Genomic DNA, 279 nt, shown 5'->3' with positions numbered 1-279 from the left:
ATCTGAAGCTCAAGCCTTGTCCCCGGACGAGGGTCTTGTAATCCGGAATTATGGCGACCGGCCGGTTAAGGAATTGCAGCAATTGGCCAAGCTCGCCACGGCGCAATATCCATCGATTTGCGCATTGTTTGCAGCACAAAAAGACGGCAGCATCCGCCTGGTCTGTGCCCGCGGTGAGGAACGGGATGCAGATATGAGAGAGACCTTAAAGCGTTTGCTTGCCGAAACAGACGGCAAGGGAGGCGGAACTGCTACGCTAGCCCAAGGTGGAGGCAATAC

The 279-nt window shown here is 55.6% G+C and carries 1 protein-coding gene; it reads left to right on the top strand.

The window, feature by feature from the left end:
• Positions 1 to 82: 82 nt before the first annotated feature.
• A partial coding sequence (locus R0J92_RS22545) for a DHHA1 domain-containing protein (RefSeq protein WP_411053298.1) occupies positions 83 to 279 on the top strand: 197 nt, incomplete at its 3' end.

Source organism: Tritonibacter sp. SIMBA_163, assembly GCF_046535935.1.
GTDB lineage: Bacteria > Pseudomonadota > Alphaproteobacteria > Rhodobacterales > Rhodobacteraceae > Epibacterium > Epibacterium scottomollicae.
This window is presented reverse-complemented; position numbering and strand designations above follow the sequence as displayed.